At 65.6% G+C, this 19,654-nt stretch carries 18 protein-coding genes; 5 read left to right on the top strand and 13 right to left on the bottom strand.

Translation table 11 applies throughout. The annotated features are described in order from the left end of the window. Positions 1 to 5: 5 nt before the first annotated feature. The 3 genes from AUL34_RS13290 to AUL34_RS13280 all read right to left on the bottom strand — a co-directional run bounded on the left by AUL34_RS13290 (position 6) and on the right by AUL34_RS13280 (position 3,176). A complete protein-coding gene (locus AUL34_RS13290) occupies positions 6 to 863 on the bottom strand; it encodes a sugar phosphate isomerase/epimerase (RefSeq protein ID WP_061934574.1) in 858 nt (285 codons plus the stop codon). A 95-nt stretch (positions 864 to 958) separates the two neighbouring features. Beyond that, positions 959 to 2,488, bottom strand: coding sequence for an undecaprenyl-phosphate glucose phosphotransferase (locus AUL34_RS13285; RefSeq protein WP_061934573.1), 1,530 nt, complete (start codon positions 2,486 to 2,488; stop codon positions 959 to 961). A gap of 127 nt (positions 2,489 to 2,615) precedes the next feature. After that, positions 2,616 to 3,176: a polysaccharide biosynthesis/export family protein gene (locus AUL34_RS13280; protein WP_061934571.1), complete on the bottom strand. Its 561-nt coding sequence runs from the start codon at positions 3,174 to 3,176 to the stop codon at positions 2,616 to 2,618. A gap of 184 nt (positions 3,177 to 3,360) precedes the next feature. On the opposite strand from AUL34_RS13280, the gene AUL34_RS13275 reads away from it, so the two are divergent. Continuing rightward, positions 3,361 to 5,274: a hypothetical protein gene (locus AUL34_RS13275; RefSeq protein WP_061934569.1), complete on the top strand. Its 1,914-nt coding sequence runs from the start codon at positions 3,361 to 3,363 to the stop codon at positions 5,272 to 5,274. Here AUL34_RS13275 and AUL34_RS13270 read toward each other — a convergent pair. Then, complete coding sequence (locus tag AUL34_RS13270) at positions 5,271 to 5,486, bottom strand: DUF2842 domain-containing protein (RefSeq protein WP_061934567.1); 216 nt, start codon at positions 5,484 to 5,486, stop codon at positions 5,271 to 5,273. The genes AUL34_RS13275 and AUL34_RS13270 overlap by 4 nt on opposite strands. Positions 5,487 to 5,699: 213 nt before the next feature. Between AUL34_RS13270 and AUL34_RS13265 the strand changes: the two genes are divergently transcribed. Continuing rightward, positions 5,700 to 6,776 (top strand): COX15/CtaA family protein, encoded by a 1,077-nt coding sequence (locus AUL34_RS13265; RefSeq protein ID WP_061934566.1) that lies wholly within the window; start codon positions 5,700 to 5,702, stop codon positions 6,774 to 6,776. A 7-nt stretch (positions 6,777 to 6,783) separates the two neighbouring features. Here AUL34_RS13265 and argC read toward each other — a convergent pair whose 3' ends face one another. From argC to rplM, 4 genes are all read right to left on the bottom strand, one after another. Next, positions 6,784 to 7,707: an N-acetyl-gamma-glutamyl-phosphate reductase gene (gene argC, locus AUL34_RS13260; RefSeq protein ID WP_061934564.1), complete on the bottom strand. Its 924-nt coding sequence runs from the start codon at positions 7,705 to 7,707 to the stop codon at positions 6,784 to 6,786. Between the two features lie 39 nt (positions 7,708 to 7,746). Further along, a complete protein-coding gene (gene speB, locus AUL34_RS13255; RefSeq protein ID WP_061934562.1) occupies positions 7,747 to 8,709 on the bottom strand; it encodes an agmatinase in 963 nt (320 codons plus the stop codon). A 116-nt stretch (positions 8,710 to 8,825) separates the two neighbouring features. Further along, entirely contained in the window at positions 8,826 to 9,299 is a 474-nt protein-coding gene (rpsI, locus tag AUL34_RS13250; RefSeq protein ID WP_061934560.1) for a 30S ribosomal protein S9, read from the bottom strand. After that, positions 9,299 to 9,763 (bottom strand): 50S ribosomal protein L13, encoded by a 465-nt coding sequence (gene rplM / locus AUL34_RS13245; RefSeq protein WP_061934558.1) that lies wholly within the window; start codon positions 9,761 to 9,763, stop codon positions 9,299 to 9,301. The genes rpsI and rplM overlap by 1 nt, the downstream gene beginning before the upstream one ends. A gap of 292 nt (positions 9,764 to 10,055) precedes the next feature. Between rplM and AUL34_RS13240 the strand changes: the two genes are divergently transcribed. Then, positions 10,056 to 10,400, top strand: a complete 345-nt coding sequence (locus AUL34_RS13240) for a cupin domain-containing protein (RefSeq protein ID WP_061934556.1) — start codon at positions 10,056 to 10,058, stop codon at positions 10,398 to 10,400. A gap of 66 nt (positions 10,401 to 10,466) precedes the next feature. Here AUL34_RS13240 and AUL34_RS13235 read toward each other — a convergent pair whose 3' ends face one another. Next, positions 10,467 to 11,504, bottom strand: a complete 1,038-nt coding sequence (locus AUL34_RS13235) for a heme-binding protein (RefSeq protein WP_061934555.1) — start codon at positions 11,502 to 11,504, stop codon at positions 10,467 to 10,469. Positions 11,505 to 11,761: 257 nt separating this feature from the next. Next, entirely contained in the window at positions 11,762 to 15,079 is a 3,318-nt protein-coding gene (locus AUL34_RS13230) for a DEAD/DEAH box helicase (RefSeq protein WP_061934553.1), read from the bottom strand. A gap of 148 nt (positions 15,080 to 15,227) precedes the next feature. On the opposite strand from AUL34_RS13230, the gene AUL34_RS13225 reads away from it, so the two are divergent. Beyond that, positions 15,228 to 16,061 (top strand): polyphosphate kinase 2 family protein, encoded by an 834-nt coding sequence (locus AUL34_RS13225; RefSeq protein WP_061934551.1) that lies wholly within the window; start codon positions 15,228 to 15,230, stop codon positions 16,059 to 16,061. Between the two features lie 8 nt (positions 16,062 to 16,069). On the opposite strand, the gene AUL34_RS13220 is transcribed toward AUL34_RS13225, so the two are convergent. Continuing rightward, the gene (locus AUL34_RS13220; protein ID WP_192845748.1) at positions 16,070 to 16,492 is read right to left on the bottom strand and encodes a DUF4174 domain-containing protein; all 423 of its coding nucleotides are present in this window, start codon (positions 16,490 to 16,492) and stop codon (positions 16,070 to 16,072) included. 117 nt (positions 16,493 to 16,609) lie between these two features. Here AUL34_RS13220 and pncA point away from each other — a divergent pair, with 117 nt between their 5' ends. Next, positions 16,610 to 17,239, top strand: a complete 630-nt coding sequence (pncA, locus tag AUL34_RS13215) for a bifunctional nicotinamidase/pyrazinamidase (protein WP_061934546.1) — start codon at positions 16,610 to 16,612, stop codon at positions 17,237 to 17,239. An 18-nt stretch (positions 17,240 to 17,257) separates the two neighbouring features. On the opposite strand, the gene AUL34_RS13210 is transcribed toward pncA, so the two are convergent. Beyond that, entirely contained in the window at positions 17,258 to 17,845 is a 588-nt protein-coding gene (locus AUL34_RS13210) for an NADPH-dependent FMN reductase (protein ID WP_061934544.1), read from the bottom strand. Positions 17,846 to 17,934: 89 nt separating this feature from the next. Next, positions 17,935 to 19,569, bottom strand: a complete 1,635-nt coding sequence (locus tag AUL34_RS13205; RefSeq protein ID WP_082653364.1) for a peptide chain release factor 3 — start codon at positions 19,567 to 19,569, stop codon at positions 17,935 to 17,937. Positions 19,570 to 19,654: the final 85 nt, after the last annotated feature.

Here is a 19,654-nt window from a genome sequence, read left to right as displayed (position 1 = left end):
CCGTTTTAGGAAATCAGCCCGTACTGGCGCGCCTTGTTTCGCAGGAAGGGCAGGCCCTCTCCGAGTACAATCTCGCGCGCCGGCGCCACGGGGCGCCACACCGACAACGCCGCCGCTAGCGTGGGCGGAACGGTAATGAAGCTTTCCATCGCCATGCCACCCTTGAAGCCGATGGCGGCAAGGGCGCCGAAGACCTCATCCCAAGCCACGGTATCGGCGCCCGGCGTTCCCCGGTCGCTCGCCGAAAGGTGGATGTATTTCAGGTGTTCACGTGCGGTCAGGATACCGTTGGCGATGCCCTTTTCCTCGATGTTCATGTGATAGGTATCGAGGTGAACGAAGAGGTTGGGTGCGCCGACCCGTTCCACCATGTCGACCGCCTGGCGCGCGGTGTTGAGGATGTGATTCTCGTAGCGGTTCACGGCTTCGAGTCCGTAGAGCATGCCGAGGTCGTTGGCGTAGGCGGCCGCTTTCTCAACGATGCGAGCCGTGGCGTCGATCTCGTCCTGCGTCGGCGGAAAGCCCGTGCGCTGGCCGATCCCGCCGTAGACGACGCCGCTCAGTGCCTTAGCGCCGATCGCCTTCGACTGATCGAGCGCGATCTTGAGATACTCCCAGGCGCCTTCCGGATTGTTGGTGGGCAGACGGTCGAGCGGCATGCCGAGCGAGCAGACGCAGTCCACCTCATGCTTTTCCAGAAGCGAGCGCGTATGCGCGGCGTCGATCACGCGCGGATCCGGAATCGTGATCTCCAGAAAGTCGATGCCGTATTGCACCGCTTCCGGGATCGCGAATTCCGCCGCGGCCCGGTCCCATTCCATGGACCACATGGCCGTATGCACACCAAAACCCTGAACACTCATCGTTCGCTTCTCCTCCCGTGTCCCTCCGGTATGCCACGGGAGGACGCGTTGGAGAACGGCGCTACGGACGGTTCAATGGAATTCGCAGCGGCGTCTTAATAGGCGCCCTTGCTGTTGATCAGGCTGTAGGGCGTGGCGAACAGGATGTAGAGGTCGAGCAGCAGCGACCAGTTCTCGATATAGTAGAGGTCGTGCTCGAAGCGCTTCTGCAGCTTCACGTCGTCGTCGATTTCGCCGCGCCAGCCGCGAAGCTGGGCGTAGCCGGTGATGCCCGGCTTCACCTTGTGTCGGCCGAAGTAGCCGTCCACGATCTCGGTGAACGTGACCTGGGAGCTCGACTGCGCGTGAACCGCGTGAGGACGCGGGCCGACGAGCGAAAGGTTGCCGATCAGAACGTTGAAGAGCTGCGGCAACTCGTCGATCGACGAGCGGCGGATAAAGCGACCGACCCGCGTCACGCGGGGATCGCCCTTGGTCACGAGCTTGCGTGCCGTCGGATCCGCCATGTCGTGGCGGAGCGAACGGAACTTCCAGACGAGGATCTCCTCGTTGTTGAACCCGTGTCGCTTCTGCCGGAAGAAGACCGGGCCCGGCGTATCCAGCTTGATGGCGATGGCCGTCAGCACCATGATCGGCATCACGGCGATTAGGGCTGCGACCCCGAAGACGATGTCGAAGCCGCGCTTTGCGACCTGGTTCCAGTCCGCGATCGGTCGGTCCATCACGTCCAGCATCGGCACGTCGCCCATGTAGGAATAGGATCGTGAGCGGAAGCGCAGGTTCTGCGACAGCGCGGAGATGCGGATGTCCAGGGGCAGCACCCACAGCGCCTTGAGGATCGTCAGTATCCGCTTCTCGGCCGAGAGGGGCAGGGTGACGACCAGCATGTCGATCTTGGCGATGCGCGCGAATTCCGTCAGCTCCGCGATGGTGCCGAGCTTCGGATACCCCGCCACGAGCTGCGGCGAACGGGCATCCTCACGGTCGTCGAAGATACCGCAGATCCGGATATCGCTGTCGGGATAGGTTTCGAGTTGGCGGATGAACTGCTCCGCTGCCCCACCGCCGCCGACGAGAACCACGCGGCGCTCCAGACGGCCGGTGCGGCTCCAGTGCCGGATGCGGCGCGCGAGCACACGCCGACCGAGCGTGAGGGCCCCCATGGAAATGGCCGCATAAACCGCAAGACACACCGCAAGGTCGGCGTCGAGCACGCCTGCATATCCGGCACATGCCACGCTGACCAACAGACCAGCCGCAAGCGCAAGGGCGATGCGAGCGGGTTGGCGACGTTGCGAACGCAGCTGCGACGGTTCGTAGCCGTGCAGCAGCGCAAGCACCGCGACTGCCGGTCCCGCGAGCGGCAGAACGAGCAGGGCATCGTTCATTTGCCCGAAGGCGGCAAAGGCTCCGAACCCGATCAACAGCAGCGTGAACAGCTCGCAGAGGCCGAAAAGCCCCGACAGAAGGCGTGGAGACAGGACGTTCTTATTGAACTGCTCGGCGATCCGCCGTGCATGGGGGTTGAGCACACTGGTCTCGACGAGGCGAGGCTGCTGGTCGGGTTGGAAGGTGCGAATCGCTTCCCGAGCGAAAAGTGCCTGTTCGCTTCGCTTAGCCAGCATCCCGGAGGTCCTTGTCATTCGTCGCGGAACTGCGCCGCGTCCGAACTGGACCCTCCCATCTATAGGCTAATGAAGGTTCACAACGACGTCTATCATTCGAAGGATCGCCGGGAAAATGCGGCGGCCGTCAGAACAGACGCTCGCGCACGGTGATCGTATCCCCGGGGAGTACCGGGTCGGACAGGACGACACGCCCGGTGATCACCTTTCCGTTGACCTGCCGCGTGATGTCCGCCGTCCGCTTTTCCGCCCGCGGGGAGAAGCCGCCGGCGATCGCCACGGCATTCTGCACCGTCATGCCGGGCACGTAGGAATACTGGCCGCCCGTGGTCACTTCACCCATGACGAAGAAGGGGCGGTACTGTTCGACCTGAACGGAGACATCGGGATCGCGCAGGTAGCCGTTGCGCAGCGCGCTGGCCACGGCGACCCGCACCTCCTCTGGCGTCTTGCCGCGCGCCGGCACGGAGCCGATCAGCGGCAAGGAGAGGTAGCCCGCCTTGTCGACGGCGTAGATCGCGGACAGGCTATCCTGCTCGAACACGGTGACGCGGAGCCGGTCTCCGGCATCCAGCCGGTATTCCTGATTGAGGGCCGCATGGAAGGCCTGCGGCGGTGGCGGCGTGGTGACGCAACCGGTCAGCAGGCTCGCCGTGAGCGCCACGATGGCTGCGCGTGCGACTCGCATGTGGGTCTCCGGAGGCCTGACGATATGGGAAGGGCACCAGCGCAATTCCTGCGAAAACCTAGCGATAACGTGGTTAATTAACCGTAAAACCCATGTTGGATTGCCGCGAAGACCGCCGCGCTTATCCTGTGTCTCTGAGGGAGGGACGGGCGGCCGGTCCGTTCCGCCTCGCATGGAGACACGGATGACGGATGCAGCGGCACGGATCGAACGGCCGACAGGCGTGATGCGCCTGCTTTGGTCGAATCGTGCTCGCATCCTTGGATCCACCGCCGCGCTGGGGCTGGCCGCTTTCCTCGCGGGAACGCTCGTCCCGCCGTCCCATCGCGCGACGATCCGAATATCGGCCGCATCCGGCGCGTCCGCAGTTTGGGACGAGGCGATGCTGCAGGGCGTGCTCGCGACCGAGGCGGCGCAAACCCGCCCGGAACGGTCCGGCGTCCTCGCCGTATGGATCCATCTCATCGACCAATCTTCAGCCCTGCGTCCCGACGTCGGAGCCGAACGTTCGCCCGACGGCACGGTGGTGGTGTGGGCCGAGGATCACGACGCGGACGACGCTCGCAGACGAGCATGGAGCCTCGCAAACCAGCTGACCGATCGCCTGGGCCCAGTCCAGGCGACTGCGATCGTTCCAGCGCCGGCGCGGTCGGCATCCACCGTTCAGGCACTGGATGATTCCATCTCGAAAGCTCAAGGAGCGCTTTCGGCCGCGGAAGCGCGGCTTGCAGAAGCGCAACGCGGTTCCGCTCAACTGAACGCCGGAAGTCGATCGACGCTCGACGCCGACCGCCGGGCGGCGGATAGCGCCCGGCGCGATCTGCAGGACCTCGACCGCTTCGCGCGCAACCTCGGCAATGCCGCGCCCTCGGACGCTCCTGCCGGCATCCGGACAAGCGAGGAATGGCTCGGCTGGCGCGATGCCGTCGCGCGTCGCGAGGCAGCCGCCCTGCAAGTGGCCGACCTCTCCCGCACGCTTCTCGACGGACATCCGCGCATGGCGACGGTTCGCCTTCGCCTCGCCGATCTCGACGAGGAAACGAGCGCGGCGCGCTCGCGTCTCGCAGCCGCGTTGGAGCGTCGCATCGCCACGCAGCGTCGCGAGGTCGGTCGTCTGGAGCGACGGGTCTCGGAAGGCGAAGCTGCCAGCGGCGAGCAGGCATCAGCGCAGGCTCGCGTTACTGGGGCGCAGGCGGATGCGGAGGCCGCGCGGCAGACGCTGGCTGCTCTGGAGGAGGCTCGGCGTGTGGCGGGACAGGCAGAGGAAGGCCCGCAACCTTCCGTAAGCGCCGTGCCCTCGATGCCGGCGGTGTCGACCGCCCTCAGCGAAACCGAGTACCGCCCCAACATCTGGCCGATCGTGGCAGGCTCCGCCGCCTTCGGGTTTCTCGGGTCCTCGCTCTATGCGGTGCTGGGCGCCATGCGCCGCCGATCCGAGGTCGCCACGCCGGAACGCGTAGCGACGGCGCGCACACGGGACTGCGTAGAGCCGACAGCACGCGAGGCGGTCGAACCCCGTGTGTCTTCCCGCGCGTTCGACATCACGCCCGCCGACGAACTGATCGGCGGCATCCTCGCCAGCGAGATCAGTCGCGTCGTTATCGTCCCGATCGGGACCGACGAGCGACCGGCCGCAGTCGAGATCGTCCGACGGCTGGCGCTTCGCGGGAAGCAGGGCGCCTTGGTGGATCTCAGCGAACGGCAACTCGCCGCGCGCGCCATGGGCGTGGAACGGGATGCGCTCGGAATATCCGACATGATCGCTGGAGACGCCACCTTCGCCGAGATCGCGCGGCGGGACTTCGCGACCAAGGCCGAAGCGTTCGGGGCCGGGCGCACGACCGTCGGAGAAGCGGCCTTCTTCGCGATGGAGCGCCGCAACGTCCTCGAGTTCATCGAACGCAACTACGACGTGGTGCTGATCTTTTCCGCGGGTCTCCCGCACGACACGCTCAAGACCCTGCTGACGCCGGACGCTGCACTGGTGGTCGCGGTCGAAGCCGAGGACGACGACGCGATCGCGGCCGGCGTCGGGCGGCTTCGCGAGGCAGGGCTCACCGACATGATCCTGGCCGATGGGCGACAGCTCGCCTCCTAGAGCCTGCCCTTCGGTTCGCGCTGCATCCAGCTGATGACGAACATCGCCGGCACGATCCAGAACAAGCCGGTCACGAGGAAGTAGGCGAGGTGAACCCAGCCGGGCGAGTCGCCCAGATATAGCGAGGCGAATGCCGTTGCGAAGACGGCATAGACGACGACCAGCGCGAGCAGGACGAAGACGCCGATGAGCTTCTTGATACGAACGGGCATGCGCTTCTCGATCGGACGGAACTAACCCGTCCTCGCAAGTTCCGCCGCGCACGGCAAGCCGGTAGGACAATATGAACCTTGCCATTCCCGACGCTTCGTAACAAACCACCCTTCGAAGCGTGGCGAAGCCCGCCCTGGTGGGCCTTTCGCCGCAACGCCACTCAGGGAAGGGGCGGCACGAAGGCGGAGCGCCTCGTGCGGCCAGCGGGCACCATGACCAGCATCACCCACGCGACCGCCATATCCCCCCGCGCCGCCGACAATCGGCGCGCCATCCGCGTCTGGCTCTACGTCATCGCGGCCATGGTCATGGCGCTCGTCATCGTCGGCGGTGCGACACGGCTGACGGAGTCGGGCCTTTCGATCACCGAATGGAAGCCGATCCACGGGGTCGTGCCGCCTTTGTCCGAGGCGGAGTGGCAGGAAGAGTTCGACCTCTACCGCCAGATCCCTCAGTACCAGCAGATCAACCGGGGCATGGCGCTCTCGGACTTCAAGACGATCTACTGGTGGGAGTGGTCCCACCGCTTCCTGGCCCGCTCGGTCGGCATCGCCTTCGCGCTGCCTCTCCTGTTCTTCTGGCTCACGGGGCGGATCGAACCCTGGCTGAAGCCTCGGCTCGTCGGACTGCTGGCGCTCGGCGGCCTCCAGGGGGCGATCGGCTGGTGGATGGTCGCCTCCGGGCTGGTGGAGCGCACTGATGTCAGCCAGTACCGGCTGGCGGTGCACCTTACGATGGCCTGCTTCATCCTGACGGCGACGCTCTGGATCGCGCGGGGCCTCGTGAACCGACCGACCGAACCCGCGCCGACGCAAAGCTCCTATCTGGTCGGGTTCCTGATCGTCGCCATGGTGCTGGTCCAGATCTATCTCGGCGGACTGGTCGCGGGCCTCAACGCGGGCCTCAGCTACAACACCTGGCCGCTCATGGACGGGCAGGTCATCCCGGCCAATCTTCTTGCGATGTCGCCCACTTGGCGCAATTTCTTCGAGAACCCTATGACGGTGCAGTTCGTCCACCGGCTCGGCGCCTATGCTCTGCTCACGGTGGCGATCGGCCATGCGATCGCCGCACGGCGCATCGCCTCGGGCTCTCGTCATGCACGCGGCGCGACGTGGCTTGCCGCCGCGGTTCTCGCGCAGGCGGCGATCGGCATCACGACACTTCTGCTGCACGTGCCGATCGACGCCGCACTGATGCATCAGGCCGGCGCGCTTGTGGTGCTGGCGGGCGCGGTGTTCCACGCCCGCGGGCTGTTCGGTCGCTATCCCGTGGCCTCACCGGCCTGACGGGGCGTCAGGCGGACAGCATTAGATCCATGTTCTGGACGGCTGCGCCCGAGGCGCCCTTGCCCAGGTTGTCGAGCACCGCGACAAGGTTGGCACGCTCCTCATCCTTCGAGCCGAAGACATGGAGCTTCATGCGGTCGGTGCCCGCCAGCTCCGTCGCGTCGATGCGCTTCAGCGACGCGCTTTCCGCGAGCGACGTGACGGTAACGATGTCGCTGCCTGCATAATGTTCCGTCAGCGCCGTGTGCAGCGCCTCGGCCGTGGTCGTGCCATCGAGCAGCAACGGGACCTGCACGATCATGCCCTGCGGAAACTTGCCGACCGAGGGAGCGAACAACGGATCGCGCGGCAGGCGGCCGTAGACGCGCATCTCCGGCAGATGCTTGTGATCGAGGTCGAGGCCGTAGAGGAAGTGCGGCGCGGTGATCACGTCATCGCGCGTCGCGTCCTCCATCTGCGCGATCATCTGCTTTCCGCCGCCGGTGTATCCCGACACGGCGTTGACCGTGACCGTCTGGCCGTCCGGCAGAAGCCCGGTGTCCCGCAGAGGGCGAAGGAGCGCGATCGCGCCAGTCGGATAGCAGCCGGGATTGCCAACGAGGCGCGCGGCGCGGATCGCGTCGGGCTGGTCGCGCGTGAGCTCCGCGAAACCGTAGGCCCATCCGTCAGCGGTGCGGTGCGCGGTCGAGGTGTCGATGATGCGTACTTGCCGGTTGCCGGACAGCAGGGCGACCGCCTGCCGCGCCGCGTCGTCCGGCAGGCAAAGGATGGCAATATCGGCGCTGTTGAGAAGGTCCTCGCGCATCGCCTCGTTGCGCCGCTCGGCCTCCGGGATCGACAGGAGTTCGACGTCGCTGCGCCCCTCCATACGGGAGCGGATCTGGAGACCCGTGGTGCCGTGCTCGCCGTCGATGAAAATGCGGGGCTTCATGCTGCGCTCCGTCGTTGGAATGGATGAGGCACGCCGAGCTCAGCGCGCCTTCTTCTCGGCCAGGATGCCGAGGACGTACATCGCGATCGTCGCGCCCGCTACCGCCGTGATGTCGGCATGATCGTAGGGCGGCGAGACCTCCACGACGTCGGCGCCCACGATCTGCAGGTCCTTCAGATGATGGAGCACCGCCAGCATCTTGGCGCTGCTGGGACCGCCGGCGACGGGCGTTCCGGTGCCGGGCGCGAAGGCGACGTCTAGGCAGTCGATATCGAAGGTCAGGTAGCAGTTCGAGCCTGCCGTCCGCTCGTGGATACGCTTGGCGATCTCGACCGAGGACATGTCTTCGACCTCGTAACCGTGCAGGATCTCGAGCCCACCCGTTTCCGGAGCGTGGGTGCGGATGCCGATCTGGATCGAGGTGGCGGGGTCGATGAGTTCCTCGCGCAGCGCAGCCGAAAGGAACGAGCCGTGATCGACGCGCGGACGTCCGTGCGTGTCGGAAGCCAGCGGCCAGGTATCCTGGTGAGCGTCGAAGTGGACGAGGCTGAGCTTGCCGTGGCGGGCAGCGTGCGCCTGCAGCAGGGGAAAGGTGATCGAATGGTCGCCGCCCAGAGTCAGCAGGAAACCGGTCTTCGCCAGCAGTGCTTCGGCTTGCGCTCGCATCGCCATGTGCGCGCGCTCGGGCAGCCGATAGTCGAGAAGGCAGTCGCCATGATCCACGACACTCAAGGTCTCGAAGAGGTCGGCATGGAACGGGTATTGCGGATCGTTGTCGAAGATCGCGGACGCGCGGCGCAGCGCTTGCGGGCCGAAGCGTGTGCCCGGCCTGTTGGAGACCGAGGCGTCGAACGGGATGCCCCACACCGTGACGTCGGAGCCGGATACGTCCTTCGAGAACCGCCGCCGCATGAAGGAAAGCGCGCCCGCATACGTCGGATCGTCTGCAGCACCAAGAAGGGCCTGGGCGGTGAAGGCGTGGTCGATGGACTGGCCGGCCATGAAACTGTCTCCCGTATCGGCGCGACAGATAGGAGGAAACCGCGACGGCTTGAAGAACGAAAAAGGGCCCCGGTTTTCCCGGGGCCCTCCGAAACGCGGTCCAGACGAGGAAGCGATTAACGCTTCGAGAACTGGAACGAACGACGGGCCTTGGCGCGGCCGTACTTCTTGCGCTCGACGGTACGCGAGTCGCGCGTCAGGAAGCCGCCCTTCTTGAGCACCGAGCGCAGGCCCGGCTCGTAGTAGGTGAGGGCGCGCGAGATGCCGTGACGGACGGCGCCGGCCTGACCCGAAAGGCCGCCACCGGCAACGGTCACGACGATGTCGAACTGGCCGTCGCGGCTCGCCGCGACGATCGGCTGCTGCAGCACCATCTGGAGAACCGGACGGGCGAAGTAGTCGACGTAGTTCTTGTCGTTGACCGTGATCTTGCCGGAGCCCGGCTTGACCCAGACGCGGGCGACCGCGTCCTTGCGCTTGCCGGTCGCATAGGCACGGCCATGGGCGTCGAGCTTCTGGACATGCACCGGAGCGGAGGTCTCGGCGACGTTCGCGGCGCCAAGATCCTGCAGCGAATTGAGATCGGCCATTATGCAGCCCTCGCGTTCTTGGAGTTCAGCGCCTTGACGTCGAACGCCTCCGGCGACTGGGCGGTGTGCGGGTGCTCGGCACCGGCATAGACGCGCAGGTTCTTGAGCTGGCGACGGCCGAGAGGACCACGGGGCAGCATGCGCTCGACGGCCTTCTCGAGCACGCGCTCGGGGAAGCGACCCTCGAGGATCTCGCGCGCCTTGCGCTCCTTGATGCCGCCGGCATAGCCGGTGTGCCAGTAGTAGGTCTTGTCCTGGTACTTCTTGCCCGTGAACACGACCTTGTCGGCGTTCACGATGATGACGTTGTCGCCATCATCGACATGCGGGGTGAAGGAGGGCTTGTGCTTGCCGCGAAGGCGAAGCGCGACGAGGGAGGCGAGGCGACCGACAACGAGCCCTTCGGCGTCGATGACGATCCACTTCTTTTCCACCGTCTCGGACTTCTGCGAGAAAGTCTTCATGAGGTTATCCTTGGGTCGTTCGATGCGCGGAACGGAAAGAAACCTACCCGCGGCGATAAAAGCGCGGACGGAACCGCACTCCTTGGCGGCGTTCATACACAGGTGAGAACGGATCGGCAAGGCACAGCTGTGGCAATCGAAACCCTATATCGCGACAGAAAGCCAACAAAAACAGTGCCTTAGAAATGTGGTTACAAGATACCGCAAAAACGGTGCCGAGTTACCGCATCTTTCTGATCCAGGGGATTGTCGCTAGAAGGGCGCAAGCCGGAGCGGCAGGGAGCCTTGCCAGATGTCGAAAGCCATCGTCTTGCAAACCGACGACGTCGCGCCCGAGGTGGCACGACCTCTTCCGGAGAAGGTGCTCGCGGGCGATCCCGTGCATCGAACGTGGAACATCGATGAGCAGGAGGGAGGCCTCTATGCCGGCATATGGGAATCGACGCCCGGGGAATGGCGCGTCTCCTACGACGAGTGGGAGTTCTGCCAGATCCTCGAAGGGCACTCCGTGCTGACGGAGGAGAACGGCGAGGCTCGGACACTTCGCCCAGGCGACGCGGTGGTGATCCAGCCGGGCTTTCGCGGAACCTGGCGCGTGGTGGAAACCACTCGCAAGACCTATGTCATCCGCGTCTAGTTCCCGCACAGAAAAAGGGCGCCCGCTGATGCGGACGCCCTTCGTCGTCGTGGCCTCGGGCGGAGCTTACCGTTCGACCTCGATCAGGATCTCGTTGCGCTTCAGGAAGCCAGGCGTCCAGGGCGCGTCGTAGAAGGCGTAGATCGGATCGCCCTTCTGCTTCAGGTTTTCGTCCGAGATATAGTTGTACAGCGCCATCAGCTTCTTGGAGGCGGCCGTCGCCGTGAAGTTGCCGCTGAAGCGGATCGCGACCATGCGCTTGGCCGGCACCTCATGGATCGTGACGTCGTTCGAATTCGGCGTCGGCAGGCTCGCCTTCGTGTACTTCTTCGGCATGATGAAGCGGATTGCCCAGCCCTTGGTGCGACCTTCGCCTTCCGAAAGCTGCTGAAGAACCGGCACGGTCATCGCGATCTTCTTGCCCGAACGGTTGTTCGAGGCAATGTAGTCGTAGAGGCTCTCGAAGCCGCGACGGCGGGCCTTCTCATGGTATCCGGTCTTGATCGTTTCAGCGACGACGAGGGCGTCGTAGTCGCGGATCTCGATGTCACCGTCCTTGCGCACGGTGTCGAAGTCCGGCTCCTCGGCGTGATCGGCGATCTTCTTGGTGATGTAGATGGCGCCGCCGATCGCCAGGATCGCGCCGCCGGCGATCAATGCCGTCGAGACGTTCGGATTGTCGCGCAGGTAGTCCTTGCTTCGCTGATAGCCGCGGCCCGAGCGGAAGCTCGCCTGGTGACCCCAGGACGGCAGGAAGGATGACGTGGACGGCAGGTAACGGCTCAGGCCGGACACCTGATCTCCGACCTCGTGCGCACCGTCGGATAGCGAACGGCGCGCCTGATGAAGACCCGAGCGTGCGTCCTCGGCGGACGGCAGCGACCAGCCGGTGAGGAAGCTCGGCAGGTAACGCGAATAGGACGGATCGGCGGAGGAATAGAGCCGGTTCATCTCGCGTTCGACAGCGCGGCGGAGACGCTCGGCCTTGGAGGGACGCGGGTGGATCCTCTCCACGATCTGCGCCTCGAGGTCCGAAAGCCGCTCGCCGAGATTGCCGATTGCGTCGGTCATCCGATCGTAGGCCGAAGGCTTCTCGCGGAACATCTCGTTCTCCTTACATCCACAAACAAGGTGCCGCGACGAAACACGCCTCGATCGACGGGCGCGGCGCCGACTAAACGTCGCCGCGAAAGCTTGGTTGCGACCGCGAGCGAAAACCGCTGAATGTCCCGCGACTTAAATTTTGGTAAGGTTCGTCGCAACCATCGGTCCCCGCGACCAATTAAGGGGCATCGGGTTTTTCATGGACCTGATACTCCAGCCAAACTGGGCGGCCTCTGTGCCGCCCCTTTTTTTGGCCACTACGTTGCAGGCTGGTCGATAGCATCCAGCAGCGCCCGTGCGGCGACGAAGCGTTCTGCGATCGTCTCGCCGCCCTTCGGTGTCACGAGCTTGGTGTCCGTCCATTTCCACCCAAGCGGTAGCTTGGCGCCCTCGTAGCGCGCGGCGTCCGCCTTCGTGCGGAACGTGGCAGCGGTACCCTTGGGACCGGAGGCGAGCTTCTGGACCCCAAGCTCGCGGCACCGCAGACGAAGCTCGGCGACCTTCAGGAGCACCTTGGTCTCGGCCGGTATGGAGCCGAAGCGATCGTCGATCTCTTCCACCAGGAGTTCGAGCGCGGAGCGCTCTCGCAGCCGATCGATCCGGGTGTAGAGATTGATGCGGGCTGCGGGGTCCGGCACGTAGTCGGCCGGAATGGAGCCGCTGGCACCCAGAACGACGTCGGGTGTCCAGTCGTCTGCGACCGGCTTGCCCTCGGCGACTGCCAGGGCGCGCTCGATGAGATGGCGGTAGAGGCTGAGACCGACCAGCTGAAGATGGCCTGCCTGTTCCTCTCCGAGCAATTCACCGGCCCCGCGCAGATCGAGGTCGCGCGTGCTGATGGCGAACCCGGCCCCAAGATCCGATAGGCTTTCGAGGGTGCGCAGACGCTGCGCCGTCGTCTCCGCGAGTTCGGTTTCGGCATCGGTCAGGAGGTAGGCCGTGCCGCGGCGCGAACCGCGACCGACCCGTCCTCGCAACTGGTGCAACTGGGCGAGGCCGAACCGGTCGGGACGCCAGACGATCATTGTGTTCGCGGCCGGCACGTCCAGCCCGCTCTCGATGATGTTGGTGGCCAGAAGCACGTCACCGCCGCCATCGCCGAAGCGCAGCATGACCTCGTCGATTTTTTCGACCGGCAGCTTCCCGTGAACGACGGCGACGTCGAGTTCGGGCACGAGCGTCTGCAACCGCTCCGCCATCGGCTCGATGTCCTCGACCCGCGGGCAGACAACGAAGCTCTGCCCCTGTCGCCGCTTCTCGCGAAGGAGCGCCTCGCGCACGACATCGTCCGCGAAAGGCTGGAGCACTGTGCGGATGGGTCGTCGCAGGATCGGTGGGGTTGCGATGACGCTGATGTCGTTGAGGCCGACGAAACTCGCCTGGAGCGTACGGGGGATCGGCGTGGCCGTCATGGTCAGGACATGGCCGCCGTCCGCCATCTCTCTCAGCCGCGCCTTGTGTTTGGCTCCGAACCTCTGCTCCTCGTCGATCACGACGAGGGCCAGGTCGTCGAAGACGATCCCGTCGCCGCACAGGGCATGTGTGCCGACGACGAGCCGAATGTCGCCGCTCTCAAGCCCGGCCTTGATGCGCTTGGCTTCGTCCGGCGAGGTGAGGCGCGACAAGTGCGCGACCTCGACGCCCATCGCTCGAAAACGGCGCGACGCCGTGCGCGTGTGCTGTTGGGCGAGAACGGTGGTCGGCGCGATGATGGCGGCCTGCCGCCCGGCCGAGATCGCGGCCGCTGCGGCACGCAGGCCGACCTCGGTCTTGCCGTAACCGACATCGCCGCAAACGAGACGATCCATCGGCCGGCCCGAGGCGAGGTCCGCAAGCACCGCCTCCACCGCTGCGGACTGATCGGGCGACAGGGCATGCGGAAAGCCCGTGCAGAACCGGTCGAAGGTGCGGCGTTCGGGTTTAAACGCAGGAGCCTTCGCCTTGCGCCGGACGCTCATCAGGTCGACCATGCCACGCGCCGTGTCCTGCACGCGTTGAAGCAGGTCGTTGCGCCGGTTGATCCAGCCTTCGCCCTTCAGCCGGTCCAGCTTCAGATCCCCGGGATCGGCTCCGTAACGCCAAAGCGCGCCGATCTCGTCGACCGGCACGAGCAACGAGGCGTCGTCGGCGTAATCGAGGCGCAAGGCATCGTGGGTGCGCCCGTCGCGTTCGATCGTTTCCAGCCCGCGCAGGATGCCGACGCCATGGTCGATGTGCACCACGGCGTCGCCGATCTCGTAGTCGTCGATATGTCCGAGCAAGGCGGCGGAGGCCTGCTCCGAGGTACGGGTCTCGCGCCTTCCACCGAGATCCGACGGCGTCACGACCACGATGCCCAGATCGCGCAGGACAAACCCTTCGGCGATCGGCAGGAGCATCGACCAGCGGCTGCCGGCGGGCGACGTGTCGACGGTCTGCCACTCGCTCGCGCGTTCCCAGTCACCCCCGAGATTGCGCCTTGCGCGGCGATGCCACTCATTCAGGAGCGGCCGCGAGCCAGCGGCAAGAACCAGGCGCATCGGCTCGCCGCCTTCGCCGAGAAAGGCGCGAAGAGCGGACCAGGGCGCGGGTTCAGCGGCGAAGTTCGGCAGATGAGCCGATGCGTTGGGCCGGTCGTCCGCGGCATCGACGATAACGGCATCCAGACGGGCGGCGATGGCTTCCGCCCATTCCGCCTCGCCCAGAAGAATCTTCTGAGGTGTTGGAATGGTCGCCTTCGCCTTCGCGTCGGCGCTGTCCCGCGTTTCCGCGAAAGCCGCATTCACGGCTTCGAGGAAGTCGGTGGCGCGACTGTCCGCGTCGTCTTCCAAGAGGATGGACGTTTCGCCGAGATAATCGAAGACGGTCTCGAGCTTGCGGCGGCTGCGTGCCAAGCGCGCTTCGGTCACGGGTTCCGGCGCGGTCTCGTCCCCGACGACTTCGCTTGCTGGATCGACGATGAGGCATTCGATCTCGTCGATCGTGCGTTGGGTGAGGGGATCGTACGAGCGGATCGAGGTGATGCGTCCGTCCTCGTGCTCGATCCGGCATGGCAGCTCACCACCGGCCGGAAAGAAATCCACGACGCGGCCTCGGATCGCGGCCTCGCCGGGTTCGTCCACCCGATCATCGAAGAGGTAGCCGAGGGTCTGGAGGAACGGCCGCATCGCGTCCGCATCGAACGCGTCGCCGGCGCGGAACTCGCGATGCAGTGTCTTCCAGATGCTGCGCGGGGGCACGCGGTGCAGGAGGGCTTCCGCGGTCGTCACGACGATCTCGGGCAGATTGCCCTTGTCGGTGAGCCACCGAAGCACACCCATGCGCTGCCCCATCACCGCGCGGGACGGCGACAGTCCGTCATAGGGGAGGCAATCCCAGGGAGGGAAATAGGCGATCTTCCTCTGCGGCTCCATGGCCCGGAGGATCGCGGCGATGTCGGCGGCACGCCGGGCCGACTGCGCCACGAAGACGAGGGGCGATGGGGCATCGTCGCGTCTGCGATCCAAGAGGCGGATGGCGGTCGCACCGACCGGATGCAGGGGCGTGATCGTCTCGGCAGCCGAGACGCGGGTGTCGAGGTCGACGGACTGAAGCATATTACGCAACACTCATGGCGGCGGGAGCCGGGACACGGTCGAAACGCACGATCGCGATCTCCGATCCTCACGCGCCCCGAGGTGGTTCAATGTGTCGCCAACGATCTCGCCCTTTACGTTGCGCGATCGCGGGCAACGGGAGTGACGAATGGCCCATCAGGAAAGCGACGATCGCAACGCCCGCCGGCCGCTCGGCCGGCTCGACTTGCGCACGACCATCGACCGCGACGAATACGACGCCCGGCTGAATGCGGTTCAGGTGCGTTTCATGGAGATCCATCAGGCCTATCTCCATACGGGCGACGCGGCCGTCTGTGTGTTCGAGGGCTGGGACGCGGCCGGTAAGGGGGGCACGATCCGACGCATGGCGGCCGTGATGGACCCGCGTGGCTTCAAAGTCTGGCCGATTGCCGCACCTTCGCCCGAGGACCTGCGCCACCACTATCTCTCGCGGTTCTGGCAGCGCCTGCCGGGCAAAGGCGAAATCTGCGTCTTCGACCGGTCGTGGTACGGCCGCGTCCTCGTCGAACGGGTCGAAGGGTTCGCCAAGCCCGCCGAATGGGGGCGGGCCTACGACGAGATCAACGGCTTCGAGAAGCTGCTGACCGATTCCGGCACGCGCATGACCAAGGTCTTCCTCTACATTTCGCCGGACGAGCAGCTGAAGCGGTTCAAGGATCGCATGGAAGATCCGCTCAAGCGGTGGAAGCTGTCGTACGAGGATTTCCGAAACCGCGAACGTTGGTCGGATTACGAGGATGCGGCGAACGAAATGCTGGAGCGGACGTCGACCGCCTGCGCGCCCTGGCTCGTCGTGCCCGCGAACGACAAGCGCTACGCGCGCATCACCGTTCTCGAGCACATTGCCGCGCGCCTGTCCGCCGGGGTCGACCTGAAGCCGCAGCCCGTCAGCAAGGATATCGCCAAGCAGTTCGACAAGCTGAAGCGCCTCGAGGAAAAGGAGGGCGGGAAGTCGGGCTGAGCCGCGTCTTAGCGATCGGTTCCCGCACGCCGCATCGGCATCGCATCGATCACCGCGTTGATGTCGTCGAGCGGCGTCGGGTCGGTCGACGTCCATTTCGTGCCGCCGTCGAGACCGATCAGCGCGGCGGCGAAGGCGACGCCGCCGACGCCGGTCTTCCCACGGAGATCGGCCGCCGTGACGTCCGGCGCGTCCTGTCCTGACAACACGCGCACCTCGTCGTCTCGGACCGTGATCACCGTCAATCGACGCTCGGCAAGATCGCGTTCACGGCCCGTCAAATAGGTCAGCTGCCGAGCGGCTTCTCGTTCGCCAGCGGCGGAGGAGAAGATCACGAGCACCCGGCTTTCCCAACGCAACGCGTCGAGCCCCGCTCCGGACGCAGCCAGGGTCGTCGCCATGACGATCGGTATCAGAAGTCCTGAATCCACGGTCCTGCCTCCTTCCATTCACCCGTTCAACGACGCGCCGCTCGCGCCGTTCCTTGGCAAGGACCCCCGGCTGCCCGTACACCTGAGGAACCGGAAACGCGAAGAGGAACCGATCGCATGCGGCAGGTCATCGGGGGACATGACGCCCTGGTCGTGGTGGACGTCCAGAACGACTTCTGTCCGGGCGGATCGCTCGCGGTGGCCGATGGCGACGCTGTGGTTCCTGTGGTCAACGAGATCGCCCCGCGCTTCGCGATCGTCGCGATGACGCAGGACTGGCACCCCGCGGGGCACATTTCCTTCGCCAGCACGCATCGCGCGGACCCTTTCACCGCGATCGACGTGGCCTATGGTTCCCAGGTGCTGTGGCCCGATCACTGCGTCCAAGGCACGGCTGGCGCAGAGTTTCATCCCGGTCTCCGCGTGCCGCATGCCCAGGCCATCCTTCGCAAAGGCTACCAACCGGGGATCGACAGCTACTCCGGGTTTCGCGAGGCAGACCGAGCGACCGCGACGGGTCTTGCCGGCTATCTGCGCGAGCGCGGCACGCAGCGCGTCTTCATCTGCGGCCTCGCCACCGATTTCTGCGTCGCCTGGACGGCCTTCGACGCGGCGGATGCCGGTTGGCCCGTGTTCGTCGTGGAAGATGCCTGCCGCGGGATCGATCTCGACGGCTCGCTGGAGCGCACGTTCGCCGAGTTCGCCCGTCGAGGCATCCAGCGGATCAGCGCCTCCGACCTCGAATGAGCCGGAGGCCCCGACCCTTCAGTTCGTACCGTTGGCGTCGGCCTGAGCCGTTGTCTTCGGCTCGGAGGTGCGCTCGATCCATTTCACGAACCGTTCGATGTAGCGCTGGAGAAACTCGCGGGTGTGGTCGTTGCGGACCGTTCCGTCCTCGGCGAAGTCGTCGGCCTTCCAGGTGAGGTAGACCTCGGGCTGACCCATAAGCACGACGTCCACGACGTTGAGGACACCCTTCAGATGGTTCTGTCCGGCTGCGGTCCCCGTCGCGCCCGGAGAGGTGCCGACGAGGCCGCCGGGCTTGGCGCTGAACGAGTTCTTGCCGTAGGGGCGGGTGCCCCAGTCGATCGCGTTCTTCAGGACGGCCGGGAAGGAGCGGTTGTATTCGGGCGTCACGAACATGACCGCGTCGGCGGTCTCGATCTCCCGCTTCATGCGTGCGACCGGCTCCGGCAGATTCTGGATGAGGTCGTCGTTGTACATCGGCACGTCGGAGAGATCGACGATGCGGAAGTTCAGGCGCGGTGCGGCGAGCTTGCCCAGGGCGACGGCCAGCTTGCGGTTGATCGAATCGCGGCGCAGCGATCCGACGAGAACGGCGACGTCTGTCATGGGGGACCTCCTGTAAACGTGATCCCTTATGTGCGCCGCTTCTGCTGCAACGCAACCGTTACCGCCAGTGAACGCTGTGTCCTTCCCCGTCAGGTCGCAACAAGCTCGCGCGTCTCGTCGAAACGCAGGTCCGGGTTGCGTTCCCGGGCATAGCGAAGTTCCCAGTCGCCCTTGGGCAGAAAGACGGGACGCCCGTCCCGGTCCTCCGCCACCGCCATCTTGTTCTCGTCGATGAAGGTCTTGAGCTTCTTCTCGTCCGCCGACGAGATCCAGCGTGCGGTGGAATAGGGCACTGGCTCGAAGCCGATGTCCGTCTTGTATTCCTGCTTGATGCGCGAGGCGAGGACGTCGAGCTGCAGCGGACCGACGACGCCGACGATCCAGTTCGAGCCGATCATCGGCTTGAACACCTGGACGAGTCCTTCTTCAGCCAGATCCTCAAGAGCTCGGCGCAACTGCTTCATCCGCATGGTGTCTTCAAGGCGAACGCGACGCATGACCTCGGGCGCGAACGAGGGCAGGCCGGTGAAACGGAAGGTCTCGCCCTCCGTCAGCGTGTCGCCGACGCGCAGGGTGCCGTGGTTCGGGATGCCGATCACGTCGCCGGCGAAGGCTTCCTCGGCGAGGTCGCGCTCCTGCGCGAAGAAGTAGATCGGGTTGTTGACCGCCAGCGGCTTGCCCGAGCGCACGTGGTTCAGCTTCATGCCGCGCTTGAAGTGGCCGGAGCAGAAGCGGACGAAGGCGACGCGGTCGCGGTGGTTCGGGTCCATGTTCGCCTGGACCTTGAACACGAAGGCCGAGACGGTGTTGCCGCGGGGATCGACGGGTCCCTTGTCCGAAGGCTGCGAGCGCGGCGGGGGCGCGAAGCGCGAGACGATGCGCAGCAGCTGATCGACCGAGAAGTCGCGCAGCGCGCTGCCGAAGACGACCGGCGTCAGATGTCCCTGCCGATAGTCGTCGGCGTCGAAGGGAGCGTAACCTTCACGCGCGAGTTCGGCCTCTTCGCGGAAGCGGGTCAAAACGTGCTCGGGCACCATCGCGTCCAGCGCCGGGTCCTCGATGCCCGTCATCTGCTTGACACTGTCGCAGGGCCCCCCCGCGCGCAGGGAGGAATACAGGAACTCGTCGGTGGCCAGATCGTAGCAGCCGTGGAAGTCGGAGCCCATGCCGACCGGCCAGACCTGCGGCGAGACGCTAAGCTGCAGTGCCTCCTCGATCTCGTCCATGACCTCGAAGGCGCTCCGACCTTCGCGGTCCACCTTGTTGGCGAAGGTGATGATGGGAATGTCGCGCAGGCGGCAGATCTCGAAGAGCTTGCGCGTCTGGCTCTCGATGCCCTTGGCGACGTCCACCACCATGATGGCGCTGTCGACGGCCGTCAGGGTCCGGTAGGTGTCTTCGGAAAAGTCGCTGTGGCCGGGCGTGTCGAGGAGGTTGAACGTGATCCCCTCGCGCTCGAAAGTCATCACCGAGGAGGTGACGGAGATGCCGCGCGACTGCTCGATCTCCATCCAGTCGGAGCGTGCGCGCCGGTTCTCGCCGCGCGCCTTGACGGCGCCCGCCATGTTGATCGCGCCGCCCGCAAGCAACAGCTTTTCCGTCAGCGTCGTCTTGCCGGCGTCGGGGTGCGAGATGATCGCAAACGTCCGTCGGGCGGCGAACCCCTTCGGGTTATCCGAATCGCCTTTCGAGGCGGACGCTGCGATGTCCGTTGCGGCGCTCATGGCACGCCCTTTCCGATGGTCTGCGGTGCGGAGGTCTCCTCCGCCGAAACGATGGCCTTCCCAATGACGGCTTGGGTGAACGATC

The organism is Aureimonas sp. AU22 (assembly GCF_001463745.1).
Taxonomy (GTDB): domain Bacteria; phylum Pseudomonadota; class Alphaproteobacteria; order Rhizobiales; family Rhizobiaceae; genus Aureimonas.
This window is presented reverse-complemented; position numbering and strand designations above follow the sequence as displayed.